Below are 18,515 nucleotides of genomic sequence, written 5' to 3' on the forward strand. Positions count from 1 at the left end.
ACAGGCAGTACGTCGCCCCACCGGACACCGGGCACCGCGGACCGGACGCGCTGATGGCCCGACGGCTGGAACCGCTGACGCTCGCCAATCTCGGCGAGCTGCCGGTGCCATGCCGTGACTGTGTGTTCTGGGAGCTCGACCCGGTCGCCGCCAAGCAGGCTGACCACAACGGCGACACCGGCCTCGAGAAAGAGGCGTGGCTGTCGCAGTTACTGCTCGACTGGGGCACCGCGGGCGTCGTCCTGTACGTCGACGACGAGCCGGCCGGATTCGCGGTGTACGCCCCGGCGACGTACCTGCCGAGGATCCAGGCGTTCCCGACCGCGCCGGTGAGCCCGGACGCCGTCGTACTCGCGACCGGGCGGATCCTGCCGCGCTACCTCGGCCTCGGACTGGGCAAGATCCTGATCCAGGCGGTGGCGAAGGACGTGCTCAAGCGTGGGTTCCGTGCCGTCGAGGCGTTCGGCGACTCCCGCTGGGACGGGCCGGGATGCGTCTGGCCGACCGAGTTCCTCCGTGCGGTGGGGTTCGGCGTCGTCCGCGAGCACCCGCGGAACCCCAGGCTGCGGCTGGATCTGCGCTCAGCGGTGACGTGGCGAAGCGAGATGGAGGCCGCGGTGGAGCGGCTGATGGGCGCGATCCGGCCAGAGCACTCACCACCCACGCCGGCGACGGTCCGGGACGCCCTCACCCGTACGCCGGGCTCCTGAGGCGGGATCGCGATGATCTGGCGCTTCCTCGCGGACGTGATGTTCGTGCTGCACGCCGCCTTCTTGCTCTTCTTCGTCCTCGGCGGATTCCTGGCCTGGAAGTGGCCCAAGGTGATCTGGGCGCACCTGGCCATCGTGGTGTGGAGCGTGGCGATCGTGGTCATCGACTACGACTGCCCGTTCACCGGTGCGGAGAAGTTCTTCCTGCGCAAGGGCGGCGAGACGCCGTACGAGGCGGGGTACATCAATCACTACCTCAACGGCACGCTGTGGCCGGAAGGGCAGACACCCGTCGCGGAGAAGGTCGGATTCGCCCTGGTGATCATCTCCTACGTCGGGTTCTTCGTCCTGCGGCACTGGCGGAAGACCAAGCTCAGGGGAGAGTCAGTGGGACCCCGGACGTGATCTGGCCCCGGCATCCCCATACTGGAAGACGTGTCCAGCACCAGTACGCCGGTTGACGCGTACCTGACCGCACTCGGCAAGGCGCTGCCCGGCCCGCGCCGGCGAAAGGCCGACCTGCTCGCCGAGGCACGGGACCATCTGGTCGATGCGACCGAGGCCTTCGAGGCCGACGGTCTCGACTGGGACGAGGCCGAGCGCGAGGCGGTGGCCGACTTCGGCGAGTTGGCCGACGTCGTCCCCGGCTACCGCGCCGATCTCGCGGTCAGCCAGAGCCGGCGGACCGCGATGCTGCTGTTCCTGGCGCTGATCATCCAGCCGATCGTCTGGCAGGAGGGCGTGTGGAGCTGGAACCAGGACCCGGCAACGCCGAACCCGGTGAACGAGTTCCTGCAATCGCTCGTCCGGACCGTCGGCATGTTCGCGATCGCCGGTGCGGTGCTGGCCGTCATCGCGGCGGGCATCGGCCTGCGCCACGCACTCGTCCGCCAGCACGTCACTCGCGTGACTGCAGTCTTCGCTCTGGTCAACGCCGTCGTGATCAGCCTGATCGGTGTCGCGATGTCGGCGACCGGCGGTCGCACGCCCGACCTTCCCGCGTTCGGTGTCGTCGGGACGTTCGTCGTTCTGCCGCTGGCGTTCGTCGGTCTTCAGGCCGGCCGTTGCCTACGCCTGGCCAGGGCGTAGGACGCCTTCCACCACAGCCCGGAAGGTCAGCCACTCCTGCTTGCCTGAGGCAAGCATCTTCTGGCCGGCCGAGGTGAGCTGGTACGTCCGCCGCTTCCGGCCGCCGACCGTGCTCCACTCGCTGGCCAGGTAGCCGGCCCGCTCCAGCCGCCGCAGCGCGGGGTACAGCGTGCCGGTGGGCAGGTCGAGCTCGCCGCCGCTGCGCTCCAGCAGGGCCTCCATGATCGCGTAGCCGTGCAGCGGTTCGGACTCGACGACCGCCAGGATCATCGGGTCGAGGTGCCCACGCAGCGCATCCGCCTTCATGTAGCCAGTCTACTCATACGCCTGCTAGTGTCGAGAGACAACATGTAGTCAATCTACTTATCAGGATGTGAGGAGGCCCGGCGATGACCGTGGACACCCCAGTACGACGCCCGCCCCGGAAGGACGGTGGACGGCCCGGATTGCTGCACCGGGTGTCCGGGTGGTCGATGCGGCACGCCGGACTTGCCCTGCTGCTCTGGGTGGTCGCCCTCGTCGCGGTCACCGCCGCGTCGACGGTGGTCGGCGACAGCTACAAGAACGACAACTCGCTCCCTGGGACCGACTCCCAGCGAGTGACCGACATCTTCCGCGAGCACCAGCCGCAGGGTGAGACCGCCTCGGTGCAGATCGTCATGCACGCCGACGGCGGGCTCCGGCCGGAGAAGCCGCGAGTCCTCTCGATGCTGGCGGCCGTCGGCGGCCTCCCGCACGTGGCGTCGGTGGCCGACCCGTTCACTGCTCCCGGATCACTCTCACCAGACGGTCGTACGGCGTACTCGACGGTGAGCCTGGATGTCGCCGTGGCGGACATGCCGATCGAGGACGTCCGCGCGATCATCGAGAAGGCTCAGCAGTTCCGGGTCCCCGGTCTGACCGTGGAGGTTGGCGGCGACCTGGCGCGGTCGGCGGCGGAGAGCGCGGGTGGTGCGTCCGAAGGCGCCGGCGTCCTGGCCGCGCTGGTGATCCTGGTGCTCCTGTTCGGATCGTTGCTTGCGGCAACTCTGCCGTTGCTGACGGCCCTGTTCGCGGTCGGCGGCACGCTGGGACTGCTGGTGCTCGCGTCGCATCTGTTCACCGTGCCCGACTACACCGCACCGGTGATGATCCTGGTCGGGCTCGGTGTCGGCATCGACTACGCGTTGCTGATCTTCTCCCGCTACCGCCACGAGTTGCTGAAGGATGGGACCGATCGCGTGACCGCGTCGATGGTTGCCCTGGACACCGCGGGTCGGTCGGTGATGTTCGCCGGCTGCACTGTGGTCATCGCACTCCTCGGGCTGCTCGCCTTGGGGCTTGGTTCGTTGCAAGGCGTCGCCCTCGGTGTCACCCTCACCGTCCTGATGACGATGCTCGCCGCGGTGAGTCTGTTGCCTGCTCTGCTGACGCTGTTCGGGAAGCGCATCGAGCGGAGTGTCCGCAAGCATGCCGCGAAGAAGCGCCGTACGCCGGGAGACGGGTGGCGGAAGCTGGCAGCCGCTGTGCAGCGTGGACCGTGGGTGCCGCTGGTGCTCGGGACTATCGCCCTGGTCGCGTTGTCATTGCCGGCGCTGGACATGCGGCTCGGCTTCGCGGATGCCGGGACGGACGATCCGGCCAAGACCAGTCGGAAGGCGTACGACCTGCTGGCGCAGGGATTCGGGCCGGGCTTCAACGGTCCGCTGGTAGTCGTGTCCGAAGGCGACCAGGCAGCAACTCAGGCGCTCGGCCGTACGCTCACCGCCGATCCGAACATCGCCGCGGTCACGCCACCGCAGTTGACGCCCGACGGCAAGGTCGCGACCGTATTGGCGTTCCCGAAGTCGGCACCGCAGGACGCGGCGACCAGTGACCTGGTCGAGCGGCTGCGGAACGACACCCTGCCGGCGCTCGAGTCGCAGACCGGGGCCACGTACCTCGTAGGTGGTGCGACCGCTGCGGCCGACGACTTCGCGTCCGCGGTCAGCAATCGGCTGCCGATCTTCGTGCTCGTCGTGGTCGGACTGTCCGCGCTGCTGCTGATGGCGGTGTTCCGGTCCGTGCTGATCCCGCTGAAGGCAGCTGTGCTGAACCTGCTCAGCATCGGCGCCTCGCTCGGCGTCATCACGCTGGTCTTCCAGCAGGGCTGGTTCGGTGCTCAACCGGGTCCGATCGAGGCGTTCGTGCCGGTGATGATCTTCGCGATCGTGTTCGGGTTGTCGATGGACTACGAGGTGTTCCTGGTATCCCGGATCCACGAGGAGTGGCGGCGTACCAAGGATGCGAAGGAGGCGGTCCGCGAAGGGCTGGCCAACACCGGCAGCGTGATCACGGCGGCGGCCGCCATCATGATCGTGGTGTTCGGCGCGTTCCTGCTCAGCCCGGACCGGATGCTGAAGCAGTTCGGGCTCGGACTCGCCACCGCAGTGCTGTTGGACGCGGTGCTGATCCGATGCATCCTTGTCCCGGCCATTCTGCGGCTGTTCGGCGATCGCGCCTGGTGGCTGCCGCGCGGACTCGACCGAGTGCTCCCGAGGATCGCCCTCGAGAAGGACTGAACCGATTGGAGGCGGGCCGCCCCCTGCGCGGTCCGCCCCGGGGTGATCATTCGCTGGCGGCCACTCCGATCTTGTGGCCCTGGGCGTCCGCGAACACGGCGAAGCTCGTGCCGGGCACCTGCTGCATCGGCTGGACGACACTGCCGCCCAGCTTCTCGGCGCGTGCGAGCGTGTCCGCCACGTCCTCGACGGCCACGAAGAACAGCACCTCGTCCTCGGCGCCCTGCCGCGGACTGATCGCGACGTACGGACCGTCCGGTGTGCCGGTGTCGATGAACGTGTAGCCCGGGAACCCGCCCTCGGACGCGATCTTCCATCCGAAAAGGTCCGCGAAGAACTGACGTGTCGCGTCCGGGTCCGCCGATCGGATCTCGGTGTGGACGACTGGATGTGCCATGAGCCCCTCCCAACTGAATGACGTCCCATCCGGCGTGATCGCCGGACGAGTAGCGCTCATTCAGATGACGAACGACCCATCCCGGAATCGACTAGACCGTCAACTGGCCGAAACGGAGCATGCCGGTGGCAGCGTCCTGCTCCGGCGGGAGGTAGACACGCTGGATGGCGACCACGATGGCCTCGGCGATCACGTCGCGGAAGGCCGGGTCGGCCAGGCGCGCGGAGTCGTGCGGGTTGGTCACGTAGCCGATCTCGAGGCGGACCGCGGGCATCTTGGTGCGCCGCAGCAGATCCCAGGTCTTGGCGTGGGTACGGCAGTTCAGCAGGTCGGTGCGGGCGACGATCTCGCGCTGCACCAGGCCGGCGAACTGCTCACCGACGCTCGACGAGGCGCCGTGCAGATCGTTGCCGTAGTAGTACGTCGCCACACCCTGGGCCTCCGGGTTCATCGACCCGTCGGTGTGCAGCGACACGCACAGGTTGGCGTCCGTCTCGTTCGCGAACGCGGCCCGGGCCAACTCGTCCGGACCCTGGTCCCGTCCCCGGGACAGATACGCCCGTACGCCGGTCGCACCCAGGCGACCCTCGATCCGGGAGGCCAGGTCGTACGCGACGTCGGACTCGCGCAGGCCGTAGCCCTCCCAGCCGTAGTCGAAGCCGCCGTGACCGGCATCGATCACCACGGTCTTGCCGGACAGCCGCGGGCCGGCCGCGCGAACGGCCTCGGACGCGCGCAACGCATCCGGCCGGCCACCCGTCGCCATCGGCTTGATCCGCTGCAAGGCCTTGAACGTGGACGGGCCACAGGTGCCGTCACCCGGCAGGCCCATGTTGCGCTGGAAGTCGGTCACCGCACGCTGGGTGTCCGGTCCGAAGATCCCGTCGATCCGGGCGACCGCGAACCCGAGCTCCTGCAGTTTCGCCTGCAGCGCCAGTACGTCGTCACCGGTCAGCGGGTGCGAGACGACGTACGTCAGCAGCCGGTCGCCCAGCCGCCAGCGTGCGTCGTCGATCGCCCGGTACGTCTGCGGGCCGACAACTCCGTCGATCATCAAGCCCCGTTGCTGCTGGAAGCCCCGAACGGCGTGGGCGGTCGCTTCGTCGTAGACGTCGTGACCGCCCGTGAGCAGTCCTAACCGGTGGAGTTTGCCGATGATCTCGGCGACCGCCTCACCGCTGTCGCCGATCCGATACACGCCCTGGGGGCCAGACGGTGACACTGTCATCAGAAACTGCTCCTTGCCGTGGCGGACGGGGTCCTACCGAGCTTTCAGGACGTGAAGTCGGCCAGCTCCCTCAGCAGCGCCGCCTTCGGCTTGGCGCCGACGATGGACTTGGCCAGCTCACCGTTCACGTAGACGTTGATGGTAGGGATACCCGTAACACGGTAGTTGCTCGGGGTGACCGGGTTCTCGTCGACGTTCATCTTCAGGAAGGTGAGCTTGTCGCTGTGGTCCTGCGCCAGCTCCTCCAGGATCGGGGAGACCTGGCGGCACGGGCCGCACCACTCGGCCCAGAAGTCCACCAGCACCGGCTTGTCACTCTTCAGCACGGTCTGGTCGAACTCGGCGTCGGTGACGGCGTTCATCTTCTCGCCCACGGGCGTAACTCCTTCAGTGGTTGTGAGGTTCAGACGGAGACAGGCTCGGTGGCCGCGGCACCCGCGGCCGTCGCCTCGTGCTCCAAGGTGGCCAGGAAGCGCTCGGCGTCCAGGGCGGCGGCACAGCCCGTGCCGGCGGCGGTGATCGCCTGCCGGTAGGTGTGGTCGACCAGGTCACCGGCGGCGAAGACGCCCGGCAGGTTGGTCTCGGTGCTGCCTTCCCGGACCAGGACGTAGCCGTCCTCGTCCAGGTGCACCTGACCCTTCACCAGCTCCGAACGCGGGTCGTGCCCGATCGCGATGAACAGGCCGGTCACCGGCAGCTCCCGCGTCTCACCGGTCACGGTGTCCCGCAGGGTCACGCCGGTCAGCTTGTCGTCGCCGTGGATCGCGGCGACCTCGGAGTTCCAGGCGAAGTCGATCTTGTCGTTCGCGAACGCCCGGTCGGCCATGATCTTCGACGCGCGCAGCTCGCCGCGGCGGTGCACCAGCGTGACCTTCTTGCCGAAGCGGGTCAGGAAGGTGGCCTCCTCGACCGCGGAGTCGCCACCGCCGACGACGGCGATCTCGTGCTCACGGAAGAAGAACCCGTCACAGGTCGCACACCAGGACACGCCGTGGCCGGACATCCGGTCCTCGTCCGGCAGGCCCAGCTTGCGGTAGCCGGAGCCCATGGCCAGGATCACGGTCTTGGCCCGGTGCTCGGTGCCCGCGGAGTCGGTGACCACCTTGATCTCGCCGGTCAGGTCGACCGAGACGATGTCGTCCGCCACCAGCTCGGCGCCGAAGCGCTCGGCCTGCTGGCGCATCTCGTCCATCAGCGCGGGACCCATGATGCCCTGCGAGAAGCCGGGGTAGTTCTCGACGTCGGTGGTGGTCATCAGTGCGCCACCGGCCGTGACAGAGCCCTCGAACACCAGCGGTTCCAGGCGGGCGCGTGCGGCGTACACGGCGGCCGTGTAACCGGCCGGACCGGAGCCGACGATGATGACGTTGCGAACTCCTGAGTCGCTCATGCAGGCGTTTCCTCGTTGTCGTCGAGACTGGTACGTCGTACTCAACGGATCCTAGAGGCCGACCATTCCCACGGTACCCATCGCCGGGCCGTGGTGCCGCATCGCCGTCTCAGCGGTTGCGCAGCGTCACCGTAGTGTCGTAGATGGGGTCAGCGGCGCCCCCGGAATCGCTACATCCGGTCACCACGAAGACCTGGATGTCCTGGGGCGACCCGCCCTGCAGACCGATCACCGTGGCGCGCTTGTCGTCGACCTTGGCGGGCTGCACCAGCCGGAGCTGCGGGTTGGGGCGGCCGGCCGCGAAGTTCTTCGCGCAGGCGAGCTCGTCCGGCGAGCCGTTCAGCAGCGTGCCGCCGGAGTTCTCCATCCAACGCTGTGCGTCCGGGCCGACATCCGAGGTGGAGATCGTCGGCGCACCGGTCGGCAGCGCGGTCGTCGGGGTCGTATCGGCCGTGTTCCCGGGCGCGTTGTCCTTGGTGGCGAAGACCACGCCGACACCGATCGCCGCGACGACCACGACGGCCGCGGCGGCACCCAGCAGCTTAGGGAGATGCCGACGGGGCTCCTCGCGGATCTGCGCGAGGGAGTGCACGCCGATCGTCGACGAGCGCAGCATCGACTCCGAGACGATCACGGCGTCGAGGTGCTCGGCGACGTCAGCCGGCATCGGGATGTCCGTCCGGCCCTCGTCGGCCAGGTCCGCGGACAGTTGCAGCAGCGCGTCGAAGGTCTGCTGGCAGTCCGGACAGGCCTTCACATGTTCACGAGCCCGGTGGGCCTCGGGTGCGGGTAGCAGGTTCTCGATCAGGTCGGCGATGGTGTCCGGGTCCAGGTGCTCGAGGTGCTCACTGGTCGGAAGACCGGAATCGGTCATCGGGAACTCGCCTCCTCACGGGAGGTGCCCGGGATCGGGCGCGGTGTGCTCATGGCTGAAATGCTCCGGTCGAGGCATCGGGCAGCGTAGTCGCCAGAACGAGGCGACTCCGCTTCGACGGTGTACCCGCTCATTCGGTTCCCACCGCCTCGGCAGCAGTTTTCGCGGGTACGTCGGGCGCCTCGGAACCGGCTCGGGCGGTCTGCCAGTGTCTGAGCAGTGGAAGCAGCCGGGCCCGTCCACGGGCACAGCGGGACTTCACCGTGCCGGGTGCGCAGCCCAGGATCGCGGCGGCCTCCTCGATCGAGTAGCCCTCCATGTCGACCAGGACGAGCGCACTGCGCTGGTCGGAGTTGATCTGCTTGAGCGCGTTCAGTACGTCGAGCCGGCGTTCGCGGACCTCGGCCGGGTCGTCCCCGGCGGGGCCGGCCAACTCGGCGGCGCGGTCCTCGTCCTCTGGCAACGGGTCGGCGGCCCGGACCTGACGGCGACGGATCCGGTCCAGGCAGGCGTTCACCACGATCCGGTGCAGCCAGGTGGTCACCTTGGCATCACCGCGGAACGAGTCGGCCCGGCGGAACGCCGAGATGAACGCCTCCTGCAGCGCGTCGGCGGCCTCCTCCGGCTCACCCAGGGTGCGGATCGCGACCGCCCACATCCGGTCCCGGTGCCGCCGCACCAGGTACCCGAACGCGTCCGGGTTGCCCGCGACGTGCAGCCGGAGCAGCTCGTGGTCGTCGAGCTGGTCGTAGCTGACCGGTCCAGCCGGTGCGGCGGGCTGGCCGACGGGTTCAGGCGGCCCGATCCGACTGATCTCGGGTGTCATTTCTGGATTGTGACCTCCGAGATCTCGCCCCGGTACCCGCTGCCGTCCTTCGGGATCTTCGTCAGCCACACCAGAACGTACTGCGTCTGGGTCGGCCCCGACGGAGTCAGCGTCGTCGTCCCCTCGGGCTGGTCCTCCTCGGTGGCGACGGACGTCCAGCCGCTGACCGTGTCCGGCGACTTGCTCGTGTCACCCTTCGGCACCATCAGCTCCAGGCTGGTGTTGTCGCCCTTGAGCGCGACCTGCACCTTCGACACGGCCGTCGGCTCGCCGAGGTCGTAGATGATGCCGACGCCCTCCTTCTGGCCACCGAAGTTCGGCTTGTTCTTGTACGACATCGTGGTCCAGCTCGTGTCCTGCTTGCCGTCGTAGGACTTCCCGACGTCGTCCGGGTGCTCGTTGCCGTTGCCGTCCGGCGGCGGGTCGAAGTCCTTCGCGCTGACGATCTTGACCGGGCCACCGGTCGCGGACGGCGTCGTACTCGTGGCCGGCGGCTTGCTGGCGCCGCTGTCGGTGCCGTCGTCCTGGTCGTTGTTCATCGCGCCCTTGAGCAGGAACTGCGCCATCGCGACCACGGACAGCAGCGCGAGTATGGCGAGCAGGATCAGGATCCGGCCGCCCCACGAGCCCTTCTGCTTCGGCTTCGGGTCGTCGGCCCGGCGCCGGCCGTTCCCGTTCGCCGGTGGCGGCGGCGGTGGCTGCCGCCGCATCGGCCGGGTCTCGGCCGCGGTCGAGTACGCCGAGTGCGTCTCGTGCCCGTTGCTGCTCTCGTACGCCGGCGGCGTCGGGTCGAGAGCCGGCGGCGACGTCTGCGGCACCACCTGGGTGGCGTCGTCGATGCTGCCGTTCTGCCGGGCGACCTGAACGGTCTCGTCCATCTGGTTCGGCGGCTCGTGTGAACTGCCGACGACGCCGGACAGCGCGGCGGACAGGCCGGCAGCGCTGGTGATCGGCGGAGTGTGGTGACGCGGCGGGTTGCTCAGCAGCCGGTCGCAGATGTCGTCCAGGGAGCGCGGTACGCCGGCTCGCACCTGGCGGGGACTAAGGAGACGGCCATGCTCGAACGGCGCCGGCTGCATCCCCCAGGCCGGGCCGGGACCGGGCCAACGGCCGGTCAGGGAGGCGTAGAGCAGCTCACCGAGCGCATGGATGTCGTGCTCAGGCGAACCCGGGCCGGTGGACCGCAGCGCCGCCTCGGTGGCGAGTCCGACGACCTTGATCGCACCTGCGTCGGTGACCACGACGGTCGACGGGCTGATCGAGCCGTGGGAGAGACCGGTGCGGTGCAGGTTCTCCAGCGCTTCGGACACCTCGCGCGCGAGCCAGCCGGCCTGTTGACCGGTCAGCGGGCCGGTCGCGAGCATCCGCTCCAGTGGACGGCCGCCCGCCCATTCGCGGACGCAGTACGTGACGCCGTCCTGCATGTCGCAGTCGAGCACCCGCAGGAAGCGGGGGTCGGCCGCGGCGGCCGCGCGCCGCGCGGCATCGAAGAGCAGGTTGGTCCTGGGGTCGCCGACCGGCAGGATGTCCACGACGACGGCCCGACTGAGTACCTCGTCCACTGCCCGCCACACCCGTGCACCGTCGATCTCCGCGAGTAGCTCGGCGATCCGGTACCGGCCGGCAAGCAGGGCACCAGGACTGACGGTCTGGTTCGACACGGTGTCTCTCGCCCTCCTCGATGCACTGGTCGGCCTGCGTCTGGCGCCCCGGATCCGGTCGGCGGGGACCCGGTCACGATCAGCCGGCTGCCTGACCGCAGCCCCATCGTAGTGCCCCCCTGATCCCTCAAGTGGTGCACGAGTGCACAAGCCATCGGGTTCAGCGGCGTCCGGGCAGCTTCGATGTGACCATGGACACCACGTCGTTGACTTCGTGGATCCTCAGTACCCTCGCCACCCCGGCGTAGACCGGGAGCATCACGACGGCGGCCACCGCGAGCTCGAGGAGCGCGCCGAGGGGTCCGGACCACTCGACCGCCATGCCGAGCAGCCAGAGCACCCCGCGCCCGGCCAGCACCGCGAGGACGGCGGCGATCACCATCGCGAGCAGCGGCAGACCGATCCCGGCACCGTGCACCGCCGGCACCTTCCGGCGGAGGACCGGCCGGGACACCAGTACCGCGATCAGGTACGTCAGCGCGTACGCCCCGCCGAGGACGACACCGCTGAACCGCAGGTTCTCCTGGTCCAGCACCACCCGGACCCCGATCACCGCCGCCGCGATGTTCGTCGCCGCGATCACGCACTGCAGGAAGAACGGCGAGCGGGTGTCCTCGAACGCGTAGAAGGTGCGCAGCTGGAAGTACTGCACGGTGAACGGCACGAGGCCGAGCGCCAGCGCCATCAGCGTGTACGACATCAGCGTCAGGTTGTCCTTGCCCGCGCCGTAGCCGGCGATCACCGTGACGATCGGGTACGCGAACGCGATCATCGCAGCCGCCGCCGGTACGACGATCGCCAGCGTCTGCCGGATCGACCGGGCCGACAACCGCTCCACTTCGGTCAGCTCGCCATCGGCCGCGAGCGCCGACATCTGCGGCAGCGCCGCCGTCGCGAGCGACACGGTCACGATGCCGTGTGGCACCAGGATGATCAGCATCGCCGTGCTGTAGGCGAACAGACCCGCCTTCGCACCCGGGTCGTCCGACGCGCTACCCGCGATGGCGAGCCGCGTGACCACGGCCAGCGTCACCTGGTTCACCGCGACGAACAGCACGGTCCAGATGCCCAATCGGGCAGTGTGACCCAGACCGGTACCGCGCAGGCCGAACTTCGGCCGATACAGGTGCCCGCTCGCCCTCAGGTACGGCAGCAGCACCAGCAGCTGCACGGCGATGCCCACCGTATGCCCGAGACCGAGCAGCAGCTCCTCGCTGTGGCTGTACGTGGCTGGAGGGTCGCCGGTGCGGTAGATCATCAGGAAGATCACGATCGACGCGCAGGCGACGATGTTGTTCGCGATCGGCGCCCACATCATCGGGCCGAAGCGACGCCGCGCGTTCAGCACCTGGCCGACCAGGACGAACGCGCCGTAGAAGAAGATCTGCGGCAGGCAGAGCCGGACGAACATCACCATCGACGCCCGCTCGGACGCCCGGGACGGGTCGTCCAGCTCCGACGGCATGTAGATCTGGGCGATCGCCGGCGCCAGCAGGACACAGCCGACCGTCACGACAGCCAGTACGACGAAGCCGAACGTGAGCAGACGGTTGGTGAAGTCCTGACCACCGTCGTGGTGGTTCTTGATCGCGCGGACCAACTGCGGGACCAGCACGGTGTTGAACACGCCGCCGGCCAGCAGGATGTAGAGGCTGTTCGGGATCGTGTTCGCGGCGGTGAAGATGTCGGCCCGCAGCGCGGTGCCGACGGCGGCCGCGAGGAGGGCGATCCGGACGAATCCGAGCAGGCGGGACAGCACCGTTCCGGCTGCCATCACCCCCGCCGAGCGCAGGGTGCGGTCAGCCATCCTTCGAACCGACTCCTTCTGTCAGCGACGCCTCGGGCAGTTCGTCGGGGGCGGGATCACCGGTCGTCGTGTCGGTGGTGGTGTCGGTGCTGGTGTCGAGGGGAGCCGGGTGCAGCGGGTCGGGGGTGGTGGCCTCGGTCGTGGGGTGTGACGGGCTCCGGCGCTCGGTCCGGATCCGGCGGTAGATGCGGACGAACGACGTACCGAACAGCAGCGCGCACGCCGCGCCGACCAGGACCCAGCCGACGCTGCCGTACTGGCTGGCCTGGATCAGCAGCTCCTCGGAGTCGCCGACCGGACGACCGGACGACGTGATCACCTGCGCGTTGGCGCGGATCAGGCCGTTCTGCTCCGCGCTCGCGTTGATCCGGGGCGTCCACTTCTGGCCCGCGGCCAGGATCCGGCTCTGCTGTGGCTCGATCCGCAGGTCGGTGCGGTTGGCGGACGTCACGATGATGCCGACCCGGACCGACCACTGCGTGCTGTTCGTGATGGTCAGCGGGAACGTGCCTTTGCTGCCGGCCAGGTTGACCTTGATCTCCCGGCGCTCGCCGTTGACCGGGTTGTTGACCAGGTGCACCTTGTTCAGCTGCAGGTTGACCGAGCCCAGCTCGACCGCGGCGAAGTACCGGGCCTCGTCCGGGAAGCCGCGCCAGCTGGTCGAGGTGGAGCGCAGCAGCGCCTGCGGCATGACCTGGGGCAGGTCGTCCGGGTTCGCCAGCAGGTTCTGCATGGTCGTGATCGCTTCGTCGAGCTGCTTGATGCCGTCGAGCTGGACACCGGTCAGGCCGCCGTTCGACTTCGGTGCCGCGGGTGCCTTGGTGGTCGGCGGCCTCGGCGTGCTCGCGACCGCCTGGGCGACGTCCGTGGCCGTGATCCACGGCAGAGTCAGGCTCCCGGCCAGTGCGGCGGTGGCCTGGCCCTCGACATCCCAGCCGCGCGGCGGTAGCGCGACCACGGTGGCCGGGTTCTTGCCCTTGCCCTCGGCAGCGATCAGCGCGGTCTCGGCGGCGAACCGCTGCCGGACCTGGACCGGGCTGTCGTCGCTGTCTGCATCCGGACCGCCACTGGTGAGCGCGGAGTCCGCGATCACGGTGCGGACGCTGCGGTTCGGGCCTTCCGGGGTGATGACGTCGTACACCGGGTTCTTGGTCAGCGCCGGACGGTCGTCAGCGGACCAGGACGAGCTGCTGACCAGGTTCAGGTCCTGGTCGGTGGCACCGGCGAAGCCGCCGGACGCGGCGGCGAGGTAGCGGCTGGCCGCGGCGCCGCCCTCGAGCCAGAGCCCATTGGTGAAGGCAGGCGCCAGGTTGTATCGCTCGGTGGTGGTTCGTGCCTGCGCGACCAGCTTCTTCAACGGTTCGCCTGAGTCGAGCAGGCCGGCCACGTCCGGGTCGCCGTACGGGAGCAGGACGACCTGGTTACCGCGGATGCGGCTCGCCTCGAACTCCTTGAGCCACGCTGCCGCGGTCGCCTGTCCGGTCCCCTTGGTCGTCTGGCCGCCCGCACCGACGATCTCGTACCCCTTGGCCATCTGGCGGACCTCGTCGAGCATCGCGGGATCGACGAGCCAGCTGACCGTGTGCTGCTTGCCCAGGGCGAGCAACCGGCCGAGGGACCCGGTCGGTGACAGCGACTGGGCCAGCGAGTCGTTCGTGAACCGTGACCCGCCGAGCTGCGTCGGCCGGTGCCGCAACGGGATGACGAGCGCGGTCTTCACCTTGCGGGGCAGCGGTTCGGAGATCACCGGCATCAGCGTGCGGGCACGGCCAATGGTGATGCGGTCGCTATCCGGCGGCTGACCGCGGAACACGACGCCGACGACGTACGCACCGGTGCGGTCCGAGATCCGCCACTGCTCCCACGGCACGGTGAGGGTGAAGTCCACCGAGGCCTTCGGTGCCAGCGGCTGCTCGAAAGGCTGGAAAGCCGTTCCGTCGGTCAGGTTGGCGCAGCTGTCCCGGTCCCGCATCGCAACGTCCTGTTCGGCGGACACGTCGGCGATGTCGGCCGAGCTGGCCAGCCGGGTCCGGTCGATGCAGGCGAGCGCCTGGGGCTCGTCGAACGTCACCGAACTGGTGTTCGTCACCCGGCCCTTGATCACCACGGGGTTGCCGGGTTTCGGTGCCACCGGCGCGAACGAGTCGATGCTGACGTCGACAGTCAGTTCGTCGCCGGGCGCCGCAGCGGTCGGCTGGACGCCGAAGAACGCTGCGCAGGCAACAACCAGCAGGCCCGCACCCGCCGCCGCGGAGAGCCTCAGTCGCCGTCTGAACACGCCGTCACCGTAACCTAGTTCCCCGTGTCACCCTTTGCCGACCAGTCAGCCTCTGCCGGATCGTTGTCCGCCGTCCAGCAGCAAGCGGTCCAGTCCCTGCTGCGGATCGCGCCGGTCGTCGACGAACTCGGCAGCCGGTTCGCCGCCGCCGGCCACGAAATCGCCCTGGTCGGAGGGCCCGTCCGGGACATTCTCCTGGGCCGGGGGAGCAAGGATCTCGACTTCGCCACGTCAGCGCACCCCGACGTGGTCGAGCGGTTGCTGTCCGGCTGGGCGGACCATGTCTGGGACATCGGCAAGGCGTTCGGCACCATCGGTAGTCGTAAGGGCGAGTGGGTTCTGGAGATCACGACCTACAGGTCGGAGTCCTACGATCCCACCTCGCGCAAGCCGGAGGTCGCGTACGGCGACAGCCTCGAGGGCGACCTGGCTCGGCGCGACTTCGCCATGAACGCGATGGCGATACTGCTCCCGTCGCACCGGTTCGTCGACCCGTACGGCGGCATCGAGGACGTGGCGAGCAAGACGATCCGTACGCCGGGCACCCCGGAGGACTCGTTCTCCGACGACCCGCTGCGGATGATGCGGGCGGCCCGGTTCGCCGCGCAACTCGGGTTCACCCCGGACCCGGCGGTCGTGGCCGCGATGACCGCGATGGCCGAGCGGATCACGATCGTGTCGGCCGAACGGGTCCGCGACGAACTGGTCAAGCTGATCTGCTCCGACCACCCGCGGATCGGCCTCGACTTGCTGGTGTCCACCGGCCTGGCCGACCACGTCCTGCCCGAGCTGCCGGCGCTGCGGCTGGAGGTGGACGAGCACCACCGGCACAAAGATGTGTACGAGCACTCGCTCACCGTCCTCGATCAGGCCATCGACCTCGAATCCCGCCTAACTGTTCCGACGCCCGATTTCGTCGTCCGGTTCGCCGCACTGATCCACGACATCGGCAAACCGAGGACCCGGCGCTTCGAGGGCGCGGGCAAGGTGACGTTCCACCACCACGATGTGGTCGGCGCGAAGCTCGCCCGCAAGCGGATGAAGGCGTTGCGCTTCAGCAACGAGCAGATCGACCAGGTCGGCAAGCTCGTCGAGCTCCACCTGCGCTTCCACGGGTACGGCACCGGCGAGTGGACCGATTCCGCCGTACGGCGCTATGTCCGCGACGCCGGCGACCAGCTCGACCGGCTGCACATCCTCACCCGCGCCGACTGCACCACCCGCAACCGGCGCCGGGCCGAGGCGCTGCGGGCGGCGTACGACGACCTCGAGGCGCGGATCGAGCGGCTCCAGGAGCAGGAGGAGCTCGATGCCCTGCGCCCCGATCTCGACGGCAACCAGATCATGGAGATCCTCGGCATCGAGCCCGGCCGCGAGGTCGGCGAGGCGTACAGGTTCCTGATGGACCTCCGCCTCGACCAGGGCCCGATCGGTCCGGACCGCGCTCGCGAAGCACTCCTGCAGTGGTGGTCCGAGCGCTCCTGAGCGTTCCGCGCGTGTACTGGCGGCGGTACCTTCGGTGGATGGAGTGGCTGTTGGCTGCCCTGGGGGCCGGTGGGTTGGCCCTGGCGGCCCGCTATCTGTGGGTCCGGCGGGGATCGAGGCGCCTCGATCGCGCCGAGCTCGAGCAGATCCGCGTGCTCGCGGACGACGATGTCACGCTGCTCGGGGAGGAGTTGCGGCGGCTGGGCGAACGCGTCGCGGGTCGTGATCTGGATGCCGAATCGCGGCAGGATTATCAGCAAGCTCTCGACGCCTACCAATCCGCGCAACGATCGGTGCGGGAGCTGACGTCGGCGGAGGACATCAGCACGATCACCGAGACGCTCGCCGGCGGACGCTACGCGATGGTGTGTGTCCTGGCTCGAGTCGACGGCCAGCCGATCCCGGAGCGGCGGGTGCCGTGCTTCTTCAATCCGCAGCACGGCCCGTCGACGACGGACGTGGTCTGGACCTGGCCGGGTCGAGGCACTCGCACGGTGCCGGCCTGCGCACAGGATGCGGCCAGGGTGAAGGTGCGCGACGATCCCGAGATTCGCTATGTCCGCTATGGCACGCGGCGGGTTCCGTACTGGGAGGCCGGCACCGCTGTCGCGCCGTACGGCCGGGGCTACTTCACGCACGGCGGGGGCTCCACCTTCATCGCGTTGGCTGCGTTCGAGGGCCAGTCCGGCGCGCCCGGCGGCTGGGGAGGCTGGGACGGCGGGATCAGCCACGGCGGGTTCGACGGGGGCCATGGCGGCTTCGACGGGGGAGGCGACGGCGGCGGAGGCGGCGACGGGTGAACGCCTGGAATCTACGAGCCCTGCTGGGGGCACGACGCGCCAGCACCCTCGCACTGATGCGGACCCTCACCGAGGAGGACGTCTCGGAGCTGGGCGCGGAGGTCGGCAGGCTGTCGACCCAGGCGATGGACCGTGAGAGCCGACGCAACTACGTCGCCGCCCAGCAGGCGTACGCCACCGCGAGGGGAGCGCTGGCCGAACTACAAGGCAACCAGGCAATACATGCCGCGACGGAGGCGGTGGCGACGGGACAGTACGAGCTGCTCTGTCTCCGTGTCCGGCTTGCCGGAGAGCCCGCTCCCGAGCGCCGGGTGCCGTGCGTCTTCGACACGAGGCACGGCCCGTCCACAACCGATGTGCTGTGGAGCGAATCGGATCACGGTCGGCTCCCGGTCTGCGCCGACGACGCTGCCCGACTGGCGGCAGGCGACCAACCGCTCGTCCGCGGCGTGGAGTACTCCGGACGTCGGATGCCGTACTGGCAGGTGGGCGCCGGGCTCGCGCCGTACGCGACCGGGTACTTCGGCTCCGGTGCGGCGGGCGCCGGTCAGCAAGCGCTCGCGCTGTTCGAGGGTGGGCCGACTGCGCGAGTTCACACCGCCGGCTGACGCTCAGATGGGTTGTGGGTGCAGGGCTGCGTAGGCCTTCGTGATCGTGTCGCGCGAGGGCGGATGCGCGACGTACGTCGTGGTGCCTTGCTCGGTGGTGATCGACGCGACCGGGAGGGCCGGGTCGATCGAGTTGGTCAGGTAGGCGGCGTCGTACGACGCGAGGTGCGCGAGGGTGATCGGGGTGGTGTCGAAGTCGGGCAGGCCTTGCTGCAGGAGTTGCTGGCGGATGCCTGGCAGGACAGGCGCGGCCGGGAACACGATCGTGGTGCCGCGGGCGAAGCAGATGTTCCAGATCGAGGCCTCGGAGATCTCGCCGGTGGTGGTGTGGAAGATCGCGTCGTCGTACCCGGCGGCCCCGGCTTGGCGGCCGTAGTACACGAGGTCGAACGTGCCGGTGTGCTTGAGGTGCGGGACGGCACGCTCATGTTCGAACGCGAGCAGGCGCGGCGGCTGTACGCCGGGTTCGATCGGTGGGCTGACGCGGATGAGCAGACGGGGCTCGCCATCGGAGGCGAAGACGTTGACGCGGACAGAGAGGTCGCCGGAGCCGGCGTGGTCGAGTGCGGTCCGGAGGTCGGCGCGGACGCGGTCGGCAGGGACGGGGCGGCCGAAGACCTCGCGGGAACTGCGGTCGAGGAGGTCGAAGTGCAGGTCGAGCCCGTCGACCCGGCCGGCCCGGACCTGCATCGAGGTGAAGTGTCCGTAGCTGGTTGCCCGGAGCAACGCAGGGTCGACGGTGCGCAGCGGTTCGCCGTCGAGCAGGAGAAAGTCGGTCACAGCGACAGTCTGACCTGAGCGGACCAGCGGGCCGTCTGGTCT

Annotated in this window: 18 protein-coding genes; 7 read left to right on the plus strand and 11 right to left on the minus strand. The window is 69.2% G+C overall.

The features are described from left to right. The first annotated feature begins 53 nt into the window (after positions 1–53). Genes OG817_RS37835 through OG817_RS37845 form a run of 3 tightly spaced genes read left to right on the plus strand, consistent with a single transcriptional unit; the run spans position 54 to position 1,799 of the window. Positions 54–710, plus strand: coding sequence for a GNAT family N-acetyltransferase (locus tag OG817_RS37835; RefSeq protein WP_406049745.1), 657 nt, complete (start codon positions 54–56; stop codon positions 708–710). Positions 711–722: 12 nt separating this feature from the next. Then, positions 723–1,115, plus strand: coding sequence for a DUF2784 domain-containing protein (locus OG817_RS37840; protein ID WP_396394495.1), 393 nt, complete (start codon positions 723–725; stop codon positions 1,113–1,115). Positions 1,116–1,145: 30 nt separating this feature from the next. Continuing rightward, on the plus strand, positions 1,146–1,799 hold the full coding sequence (locus OG817_RS37845) for a permease prefix domain 1-containing protein (RefSeq protein WP_406049746.1): 654 nt from the start codon (positions 1,146–1,148) through the stop codon (positions 1,797–1,799). Here the strand turns inward: OG817_RS37845 and OG817_RS37850 are convergent. Further along, a complete protein-coding gene (locus tag OG817_RS37850) occupies positions 1,779–2,105 on the minus strand; it encodes a helix-turn-helix transcriptional regulator (protein ID WP_360438101.1) in 327 nt (108 codons plus the stop codon). The two genes, OG817_RS37845 and OG817_RS37850, sit on opposite strands and share 21 nt — an antisense overlap. A gap of 83 nt (positions 2,106–2,188) precedes the next feature. On the opposite strand from OG817_RS37850, the gene OG817_RS37855 reads away from it, so the two are divergent. Further along, positions 2,189–4,339 (plus strand): MMPL family transporter, encoded by a 2,151-nt coding sequence (locus OG817_RS37855; RefSeq protein ID WP_406049748.1) that lies wholly within the window; start codon positions 2,189–2,191, stop codon positions 4,337–4,339. A 46-nt stretch (positions 4,340–4,385) separates the two neighbouring features. Here the strand turns inward: OG817_RS37855 and OG817_RS37860 are convergent, their stop codons facing one another. From OG817_RS37860 to OG817_RS37900, 9 genes are all read right to left on the minus strand, one after another. Next, positions 4,386–4,736 (minus strand): VOC family protein, encoded by a 351-nt coding sequence (locus OG817_RS37860; protein WP_396394499.1) that lies wholly within the window; start codon positions 4,734–4,736, stop codon positions 4,386–4,388. A 91-nt stretch (positions 4,737–4,827) separates the two neighbouring features. After that, complete coding sequence (locus OG817_RS37865; protein WP_396394500.1) at positions 4,828–5,964, minus strand: N-acetylmuramoyl-L-alanine amidase; 1,137 nt, start codon at positions 5,962–5,964, stop codon at positions 4,828–4,830. A gap of 44 nt (positions 5,965–6,008) precedes the next feature. Beyond that, complete coding sequence (trxA, locus tag OG817_RS37870; protein ID WP_396394501.1) at positions 6,009–6,338, minus strand: thioredoxin; 330 nt, start codon at positions 6,336–6,338, stop codon at positions 6,009–6,011. 29 nt (positions 6,339–6,367) lie between these two features. Then, positions 6,368–7,354, minus strand: a complete 987-nt coding sequence (gene trxB, locus OG817_RS37875) for a thioredoxin-disulfide reductase (RefSeq protein ID WP_406049749.1) — start codon at positions 7,352–7,354, stop codon at positions 6,368–6,370. 109 nt (positions 7,355–7,463) lie between these two features. Further along, positions 7,464–8,228, minus strand: a complete 765-nt coding sequence (locus OG817_RS37880) for an anti-sigma factor family protein (RefSeq protein ID WP_396394504.1) — start codon at positions 8,226–8,228, stop codon at positions 7,464–7,466. Between the two features lie 130 nt (positions 8,229–8,358). Next, positions 8,359–9,054: an RNA polymerase sigma factor SigM gene (gene sigM / locus OG817_RS37885; protein ID WP_406049750.1), complete on the minus strand. Its 696-nt coding sequence runs from the start codon at positions 9,052–9,054 to the stop codon at positions 8,359–8,361. Further along, complete coding sequence (locus tag OG817_RS37890; protein ID WP_406049752.1) at positions 9,051–10,715, minus strand: hypothetical protein; 1,665 nt, start codon at positions 10,713–10,715, stop codon at positions 9,051–9,053. Before OG817_RS37890 ends, sigM begins: the two co-directional genes overlap by 4 nt. Positions 10,716–10,875: 160 nt before the next feature. Further along, positions 10,876–12,522, minus strand: a complete 1,647-nt coding sequence (gene murJ, locus OG817_RS37895) for a murein biosynthesis integral membrane protein MurJ (protein WP_406049754.1) — start codon at positions 12,520–12,522, stop codon at positions 10,876–10,878. Further along, positions 12,515–14,800, minus strand: a complete 2,286-nt coding sequence (locus tag OG817_RS37900) for a hypothetical protein (RefSeq protein WP_406049756.1) — start codon at positions 14,798–14,800, stop codon at positions 12,515–12,517. Before OG817_RS37900 ends, murJ begins: the two co-directional genes overlap by 8 nt. A gap of 63 nt (positions 14,801–14,863) precedes the next feature. On the opposite strand from OG817_RS37900, the gene OG817_RS37905 reads away from it, so the two are divergent. Genes OG817_RS37905 through OG817_RS37915 form a run of 3 tightly spaced genes read left to right on the plus strand, consistent with a single transcriptional unit; the run spans position 14,864 to position 17,693 of the window. Beyond that, a complete protein-coding gene (locus OG817_RS37905) occupies positions 14,864–16,285 on the plus strand; it encodes a CCA tRNA nucleotidyltransferase (protein ID WP_406057606.1) in 1,422 nt (473 codons plus the stop codon). Between the two features lie 38 nt (positions 16,286–16,323). Further along, positions 16,324–17,085, plus strand: coding sequence for a hypothetical protein (locus OG817_RS37910; protein WP_396394513.1), 762 nt, complete (start codon positions 16,324–16,326; stop codon positions 17,083–17,085). A 56-nt stretch (positions 17,086–17,141) separates the two neighbouring features. Beyond that, a complete protein-coding gene (locus tag OG817_RS37915) occupies positions 17,142–17,693 on the plus strand; it encodes a hypothetical protein (RefSeq protein ID WP_406049758.1) in 552 nt (183 codons plus the stop codon). Positions 17,694–17,696: 3 nt separating this feature from the next. Here the strand turns inward: OG817_RS37915 and OG817_RS37920 are convergent, their stop codons facing one another. After that, complete coding sequence (locus OG817_RS37920; protein ID WP_406049759.1) at positions 17,697–18,473, minus strand: aminotransferase class IV; 777 nt, start codon at positions 18,471–18,473, stop codon at positions 17,697–17,699. Between the last annotated feature and the right edge of the window lie 42 nt (positions 18,474–18,515).

The sequence above is a fragment of the Kribbella sp. NBC_00889 genome, from assembly GCF_045207705.1.
GTDB lineage: Bacteria > Actinomycetota > Actinomycetes > Propionibacteriales > Kribbellaceae > Kribbella.